General features: G+C 68.1%; 6 protein-coding genes, 1 tRNA gene and 1 pseudogene. 6 read left to right on the plus strand and 2 right to left on the minus strand.

The features are described 5' to 3' along the window. Positions 1 to 92 precede the first annotated feature (92 nt). From HMPREF3113_RS09220 to HMPREF3113_RS09245, 6 genes are all read left to right on the plus strand, one after another. Complete coding sequence (locus HMPREF3113_RS09220) at positions 93 to 1,448, plus strand: aminodeoxychorismate synthase component I (RefSeq protein WP_019185351.1); 1,356 nt, start codon at positions 93 to 95, stop codon at positions 1,446 to 1,448. Between the two features lie 66 nt (positions 1,449 to 1,514). Continuing rightward, positions 1,515 to 2,576 carry an endolytic transglycosylase MltG gene (mltG, locus tag HMPREF3113_RS09225; protein ID WP_026070122.1) on the plus strand — a complete coding sequence of 354 codons (1,062 nt, stop codon included), beginning with the start codon at positions 1,515 to 1,517 and terminating at the stop codon, positions 2,574 to 2,576. After that, the gene (tmk, locus tag HMPREF3113_RS09230; protein WP_070471840.1) at positions 2,573 to 3,241 is read left to right on the plus strand and encodes a dTMP kinase; all 669 of its coding nucleotides are present in this window, start codon (positions 2,573 to 2,575) and stop codon (positions 3,239 to 3,241) included. The genes mltG and tmk overlap by 4 nt, the downstream gene beginning before the upstream one ends. Continuing rightward, positions 3,234 to 4,193, plus strand: coding sequence for a DNA polymerase III subunit delta' (locus tag HMPREF3113_RS09235; protein ID WP_019185354.1), 960 nt, complete (start codon positions 3,234 to 3,236; stop codon positions 4,191 to 4,193). Before tmk ends, HMPREF3113_RS09235 begins: the two co-directional genes overlap by 8 nt. After that, complete coding sequence (locus tag HMPREF3113_RS09240; protein ID WP_019185355.1) at positions 4,190 to 4,543, plus strand: PilZ domain-containing protein; 354 nt, start codon at positions 4,190 to 4,192, stop codon at positions 4,541 to 4,543. The genes HMPREF3113_RS09235 and HMPREF3113_RS09240 overlap by 4 nt, the downstream gene beginning before the upstream one ends. Before the next feature lie 65 nt (positions 4,544 to 4,608). Continuing rightward, positions 4,609 to 4,683 (plus strand) — tRNA-Val (locus HMPREF3113_RS09245). Between the two features lie 120 nt (positions 4,684 to 4,803). Here HMPREF3113_RS09245 and HMPREF3113_RS09250 read toward each other — a convergent pair. Then, a complete protein-coding gene (locus tag HMPREF3113_RS09250) occupies positions 4,804 to 6,462 on the minus strand; it encodes a hypothetical protein (RefSeq protein WP_070471841.1) in 1,659 nt (552 codons plus the stop codon). 121 nt (positions 6,463 to 6,583) lie between these two features. Beyond that, a pseudogene (locus HMPREF3113_RS18345) lies at positions 6,584 to 6,775 on the minus strand (IS30 family transposase); the annotation flags it as partial. Positions 6,776 to 6,919 lie beyond the last annotated feature (144 nt).

The following is a 6,919-nucleotide window of genomic DNA, read 5'->3' on the forward strand; positions in this document are numbered from 1 at the left end:
CCCGTTCCGTGCACTCCCACCCGGGCCGCCATCATGGCGGCCTTGGTGTATCTGGCCCCCGCGCACGCTGCGCGCCCTTCCGGTGTCCTGTCATGTTCCAGACGCTTCCGCTGCCCGCCACCACCGACCTGCTGGCCCTGCAGCGCCTGGCCCCGCAGCGCTACCCGCTGCTGATGGAGTCCACCGCCTCGGGCACCGCGCAGGGGCGCTGGGACCTGCTGCTGATGGGCAGCGGCGAAGCGCTCGCGCTGCACGCCGACGGCGTGGTGCGTGATGCCGATGGCGTGGCGCATGACGGCCGCTTCCTCGACGTGCTGGACGCGCACTGGGCCGCCCTGCGGTTGCCGCGCGAGGAGACGACACTGCCGTTCCGCGGTGGCTGGGCACTGATGCTGGATTACGAACTGGCCGGGCAGATCGAAGACGTGCTGGCCTTGCCGGCGCGCGCCGATGGGCTGCCGTCCGCGCTGGCGCTGCGCTGCCCGGCGGCCGTGCTGCACGATCGCGTGCTCGGCCAGTTCCATGCCGTGTGCGAGAGCGGTCAGGCCGCGCTGCTGCAGACCCTGCAGGACGACCTTGCCGCGGCCGCCGCGCTGGCCCCGTTGCCGACGTGGCAGCCCCCGGTGGCGATCGGCGAAGACGCGCCACCGCGCTTCACCGACGGCGTCGGCAGGGTGATCGATTACCTGCGCGCGGGTGACGTGTTCCAGGTGAACCTGTCCCGCCGCTGGAGCGCGCAGTTCACCGAGGCGCTCTCGCCACAGGCGCTGTACGCGCAGCTGCGCGTGGCCAACCCCGCACCGTTCGCCGGGCTGTTCATGGCGCAGGGCAGGGCGGTGGTCAGCTCTTCGCCCGAGCGCCTGGTCTCGGTGCATGGCGATGACGTGCAGACCCGCCCGATCGCCGGCACCCGCCCGCGTTTCGCTGGCGACGACGATGCCGCGCGGATCCAGGAACTGGTCGGCCATCCCAAGGAGCGCGCCGAGCACGTGATGCTGATCGATCTGGAGCGCAACGACCTCGGCCGCATCTGTGCGCCGGGCAGCGTGGAGGTGGATGAGCTGATGACCGTGGAGAGCTACGCCCACGTGCACCACATCGTCAGCAACGTGCGTGGCCGCCTGCGCGAGGACGTCAGCCCCGGCCAGGTGATCGCCGCGACCTTCCCCGGCGGCACCATCACCGGCTGCCCCAAGGTGCGCTGCATGCAGATCATCGCCGAGCTGGAGCAGACCGCGCGCGGCGCCTACACCGGCGCGTTCGGCTGGCTGAACCGCGATGGCGACCTGGACCTGAACATCCTGATCCGGACCGCCGAAGTGGCCGGCGATACCGCCAACTTCCGCACCGGGGCCGGGATCGTGGTCGATTCGGTGGCCGACAAGGAACTGGACGAGACCCGCGCCAAGGCCCGTGGCCTGCTGCGGGCGCTGGGCAGCGATGCCTGAGCCGTTTGGCGGTGTGCAGTACCCGCGCGGTATGCTGCGCGGCGAAGAATTTGATTCGAGGTGACCATGGCGGGTGCGAAACGGGGATGTCTGGCCGTACTGGCCGTGTTGCTGGTGCTGGCCCTGCTGGTCGCGGCCGCAGGCGCATGGTTCTGGCATCGCCAGGGCGCGTTCGCCGATGCGCCGGTCACCCCCAGTGCGGAGAGCGTGGTGATCGCCTCGGGGGACGGCTTCAGCACCGTGCTCGGCAAGCTGCGCCAGGCCGGCGTGGACGAAGGCAGCGACACCCAGTGGCAGCTGCTGGCACGCCAGCTAGATGCCGCCGGCAAGCTCAAGGTGGGTGAATACGCGCTCGACCCGGCGCTGACCCCGCGCGAGCTGCTGACCCGCATGCGCCAGGGCCGCGTCCTGCAGCACCGCGTCACCATCGTGGAAGGCTGGAACATCCGCCAGCTGCGCGCTGCGCTCAAGCGCGCCGATCCGCTGGTGCACACCACCGATGCGCTGGACGATGCCGCGCTGATGAAGGCGATCGGCTTCCCCGGCGAACACCCGGAAGGCCGTTTCCTGCCCGAGACCTACGTCTACCAGCGCGGTGACAGCGACATCGACGTGCTCAAGCGCGCGCATGCCGCGATGGAAAAAGAACTCACTGCCGCGTGGGACAGCCGCGTGGACGATCTGCCGCTGAACTCGCCGTATGAGCTGCTGATCCTCGCCTCGATCATCGAGAAGGAAACCGCACTGCCCAGCGAGCGCCCGCAGATCGCCGGGGTGTTCATGCGCCGCCTGAAGATCGGCATGCGGCTGCAGACCGACCCGACCGTGATCTACGGCATCGGCAGCAGCTACGACGGCAACATCCGCAAGCGCGACCTCACCACCGATACGCCGTACAACACGTACACGCGCGCCGGCCTGACCCCGACCCCGATCGCCATGCCCGGGCGTGACGCGCTGCATGCCGCCGCGCAGCCAGCCAAGGGGGACGCGCTGTACTTCGTGGCCGTGGGCGATGGCAGTGGCGCGCACATCTTCTCGGCCAACTACACCGACCACAACGCCGCCGTTGCCCGCTACCTGCAGCAACTGCGCAGCAAACGCACCAACGAGGCCGCCCCCCAATGAGTCCCGCGCTGCACCGGCACCCGCACTTCGTCAGCCTGGAAGGGGGCGAGGGCGCCGGCAAGACCACCGCCATCAACGCGATCCGCGAGGCCCTGCAGGCGCGTGGGCATGAGGTGGTGCTGACCCGCGAGCCCGGCGGCACCGCGCTGGCCGAGCGCATCCGCGCGCTGGTGCTCAAGCCGGACGAGGAGATCGCCGCCGAGCCGCTCTCGGCCGAAGCCGAGCTGCTGCTGGTGTTCGCCGCCCGCGCCCAGCACGTGCGCCAGGTGATCGCCCCGGCGCTGCAGCGCGGCGCCTATGTGCTGTGCGACCGCTTCACCGATTCCAGCTACGCCTACCAGGGCGGTGGCCGCGGCCTGGACCCGGCCTGGATCGCCGATCTGGAGCGCCGCGCCGTCGGCCTGCTGCCCGGCCTGACCCTGCTGCTGGATGTGGACGTAGCGGTCGGCCGTGCGCGCGCCAACGGCCGCGACCTGTGGCCGGACCGCATTGAAAGCGAGCACGATGATTTCTTCCAGCGGGTGCGCGCGGTGTTCCGCCAGCGTTCCAGCGAGGACCCCGCACGTTACCGCCTGATCGATGCCAGCCAAGACCAGGCCGGCGTCGCCGGCGCGGTGGTGGCGGCCGTGGATGCATGGTTGGCACAGGAGCCGGAACGTGGCTGAACCCTTTTCCCCCTGGCAGCAGCGCGCCTATGACCAGACCGTGGCCGCGCTCGACGCCGGTCGCCTCGGCCATGGCCTGCTGTTCTGCGGCCCGGCCGGCCTGGGCAAGCTGGGCGTCGCGCTGCGGCTGGCCGAGCACGTGCTGGGGCAGGGCGAACCTGCCGCGGCCAAGCGCAGCGCCCAGCTGCTGGCCGCGGGGACCCACCCGGACCTGCAGCGGATCTCGTTCATTCCCAACAAATCCGGCGACAAGCTGCGCACCGAAATCGTGATCGAGCAGATCCGCGAGGTCTCGCAGAAGCTCTCGCTGACCCCCCAGTACGGCGTGGCCCAGGTGGTGATCGTCGATCCTGCCGACGCCATCAACCGCGCCGCCTGCAACGCCCTGCTCAAGACCCTGGAAGAGCCGCAGCCCGGCCGTTACCTGTGGCTGATCAGCGCCGACCCCGCCCGCCTGCCGGCCACCATCCGCAGCCGCTGCCAGCGCCTGGAGTTCAAGCTGCCGCCGCGCGAGGAAGCGCTCGCCTGGCTGCAGACCCTGGGCCACAGCGAGGCCAGCGCCCGCGAAGCGCTGGACGCCGCGCGTGGCCATCCCGGCCTGGCCGACCAGTGGCTGCGCGAGGACGGCCTGGCCCTGCGCCGCCAGGTCGCTACGGATCTGGAAGCGCTCGTCGCCGGCCGCGCCGGCGCGGTGGAACTGGCCCAGCGCTGGACCGCCGACGACAACGCCGCCCTGCGCCTGCGCCACGCCGCCGATCTCGCCCTGGCCCAGGCCACCGGCGGTGGCTTGACCGATCCTGATCGATTGCACAAGCTGGCCGCCTGGTTCGATGCGGCCAACCGCACCCGCGACCTGCTGCGCACCACGGTGCGCGCCGATCTTGCGGTGGTTGAGCTGCTGCTGGCCTGGGGAAAGGTCAACGAACGGCACGCCAAGGGGAATAGAGCATGAGCGCCACCAACGCCCGACAGGGCATCCTGTCCCTTGCCGTCAAGGACAAGGCCGCGCTGTACAGCGCCTACATGCCGTTCGTGAAGAACGGCGGCATCTTCGTGCCCACGCCCAAGCGCTACTTCCTGGGCGATGAGGTGTTCCTGCTGCTCACCCTGCCGGACTCCGGCGAGCGCCTGCCGGTGGCCGGCAAGGTGATCTGGGTGACCCCCGCCGGGGCCCAGGGCAACCGCGCGGCAGGCATCGGCGTACAGCTGGCCGATGGTGCGGAAGGGGAGACCGTCCGCCACCGGATCGAGACCCTGCTGGCCGGCATCCTGACCGCGGACAAGCCCACGCACACGATGTGAAGAAATTTCGGCGAAACCGTTGACGTCCAAATTTGCCGCCCTATAATGAGCGGCTCAGCAGCATCGGGCGGTTAGCTCAGCGGTAGAGCATTGCCTTCACACGGCAAGGGTCACAAGTTCGAACCTTGTACCGCCCACCATGATTCAGTCGAAAAAGCCTCCGGAAACGGCGGCTTTTTTGTTGGTTGTGCGCTCCACCTGCCGCTTATCGCGGAGCTGATCGTCAATGCGTTGGCTGCCAGCGCTCTCCGCTATGAGCGCTATTCCCCCGCACCATCGGCCAGGCTGTCCCAGATGCGCCCGTCACGTTGCGCTTCCGTGGTGATGTTGACCACCGCCTGTTCGCCCAGACGATCACGCAACTGCTGCAGATACAGGCTGCGAGGTGTCACCACCTGGCCCATCGACTGCACGATCCCCGCTGGCTCCTCCGGCGGGAATTTCCCGGGTGCAATAGCGCCCACCTGTCCCACGCTCCAGTTCATCGCGAAGGGCGGCGCCTGGACCACGTAGATGTCGTGCTCGGTGTTCCAGAACATCTGCTGTGCGCCTGCCCACCCGTGTCCCGTGCCGCTGTACCGGCGGTTCTGCGCTCGCAGCATGTATCCCTTGGTGTTGTCGTACAGCGTGCCGGTGGACCAGCGGTGATGGGGGCCGCTGTCGTTGCTGTCGCCCACGGCCAGGCAGTCCAGAAACACGTTGGGGCCGGGCACCCGTGCACCGATGACGAAGGTATGCCGGCCGCCCTGGTTGTAGCAGCGCTGGATCAGATTGAAGGCGGCGTTGCCCTCGTACAGGAACACATAGCGGCGGGCGCCCTGGGTCTCGCCATACCTCGGGTCGAGATAGGCGATGTCCTGGAGGGTATTGAACTGCGCGCCGTTGCGGGTCACGAAGCCATGCGATACATAACGCACGGTCACGTCGCGAACCCATGAGTTGTAGGTTGCACCCAGGCGGAGTGCGGTAAAGGGGCCGGCATCGGCGGTGCCGTTGACCGTGCCGGTCTCGGGGTCACCTTCAAGGCGGAGGTCTTCGATGCCGACTTGGGAGATGCGGATCGGATCCGTGCGATAGATGCTGCCGCCACCAAAGCGGGACTCGATGGCATCCATGATCGGGGCATCGAGAGTGATGGTGTCATGGTCTACCGCGGTGACGACGCGTTCGCTGTACACGGCATAGTCGCTGGCCGTCCACCGGTATCGCGCGGTATCGATGCCCTCTGGGCCGACCCAGCGCGCGTTGGGTTCCCTCGCGATCGACACCGTATCGCCCACGCGATAGCCGGCTGCGGACGTTAACTTGATCCGCATCGCCCCCACCGGGACGTAGTCCATGTTGATTGCGGTACGGCGTGGATCCAGAGCGGCGCGGGGAACCGCGGATTCGCTGCTGCCCACTTCAAGAATTCTGCCCTGCCGATCGCTGATTTCGGAGCGGACCACCGTGCCGTCTGCACCTCGCCCTTCACCGCGCAGCACCACGCCGCCTGCACGGATGGTCAGCGTCCTGCTCACCCTGTAGTGGCCGCGACGGAGCAGGACCGCGCCGCGCAGGCCCCGGCTGTCCGTGGCACGTAGGGAGACCGCATCGATCGCTGCCTGGATGCGGGGATAGTCGTCACCCTCCGCGTTTGGCTCAAGGACCTCAATAACAGGAATGCTGGAGCGGGTGGGCAGGCTGACGCCGCCTCCCTGGTAGCCGGCGCGGGAGAAGTCCGGGAGGATGTTGCGGGCCTGATCGCCACCGCGCTCGGTATACACGCCATAGCGAAGCAATCCATCGCTGCCCAGGCTTGCCAAAGGGGCGTCTTTGGCACGGTTGATGGGGTGGGTGAAGGCGCTGGTCTGATAATCCGGCTCCGCCGCTGACAGGGTAGCGAATGGCCAGACTGGCAAGGCCACGACCGTCAGCATGGCGACTCGCCAAAACGCCGGGGGCAAAGGCATGCGGGCGACTTCCTTCCAGGAGGCGTGGCCTGCAATGTTAGCAACTGCTGCCATACCTTCAGTCCGTGCAGCGAGTCCGGCAGGTCTGCTATTGGCCGAAAGCGGAAGCTTGTTGATATCGCTCGATCGGTGTCTGGAAGTCCAGGGTCTTGCGTGGCCTCTCGTTTAGTTGCCTGGCCACGCTGTTGAGCTTGGCTTGGGAGAAGCTCGACAGATCAACGCCTTTCGGGAATTACTGACGCAGCAGCCCGTTCGTGTTTTCGTTCGAGCCGCGCTGCCAAAGACGCTCGCGAATCGACGCGGTGTCGCTGATGCGGCCGTGGTCCGCCTCCGCAACACTCCTGCTGCTTGGGCAGCTGTCTGTGTTTCATCGAACATATGAAACCGCCACCCAAAGCGGACACCACGGGCGACGACTCAGCGC

The organism is Stenotrophomonas sp. HMSC10F06, from assembly GCF_001807865.1.
GTDB lineage: Bacteria > Pseudomonadota > Gammaproteobacteria > Xanthomonadales > Xanthomonadaceae > Stenotrophomonas > Stenotrophomonas bentonitica_A.

Bases quoted from the DNA above. Each gene is read 5' to 3' on its own strand.
- HMPREF3113_RS09220 (WP_019185351.1), top strand. From the start codon at position 93: ATGTTCCAGACGCTTCCGCTGCCCGCCACCACCGACCTGCTGGCCCTG.
- mltG (WP_026070122.1), top strand. From the start codon at position 1,515: ATGGCGGGTGCGAAACGGGGATGTCTGGCCGTACTGGCCGTGTTGCTG.
- tmk (WP_070471840.1), top strand. From the start codon at position 2,573: ATGAGTCCCGCGCTGCACCGGCACCCGCACTTCGTCAGCCTGGAAGGG.
- HMPREF3113_RS09240 (WP_019185355.1), top strand. From the start codon at position 4,190: ATGAGCGCCACCAACGCCCGACAGGGCATCCTGTCCCTTGCCGTCAAG.
- HMPREF3113_RS09250 (WP_070471841.1), bottom strand. From the start codon at position 6,462: ATGCTGACGGTCGTGGCCTTGCCAGTCTGGCCATTCGCTACCCTGTCA.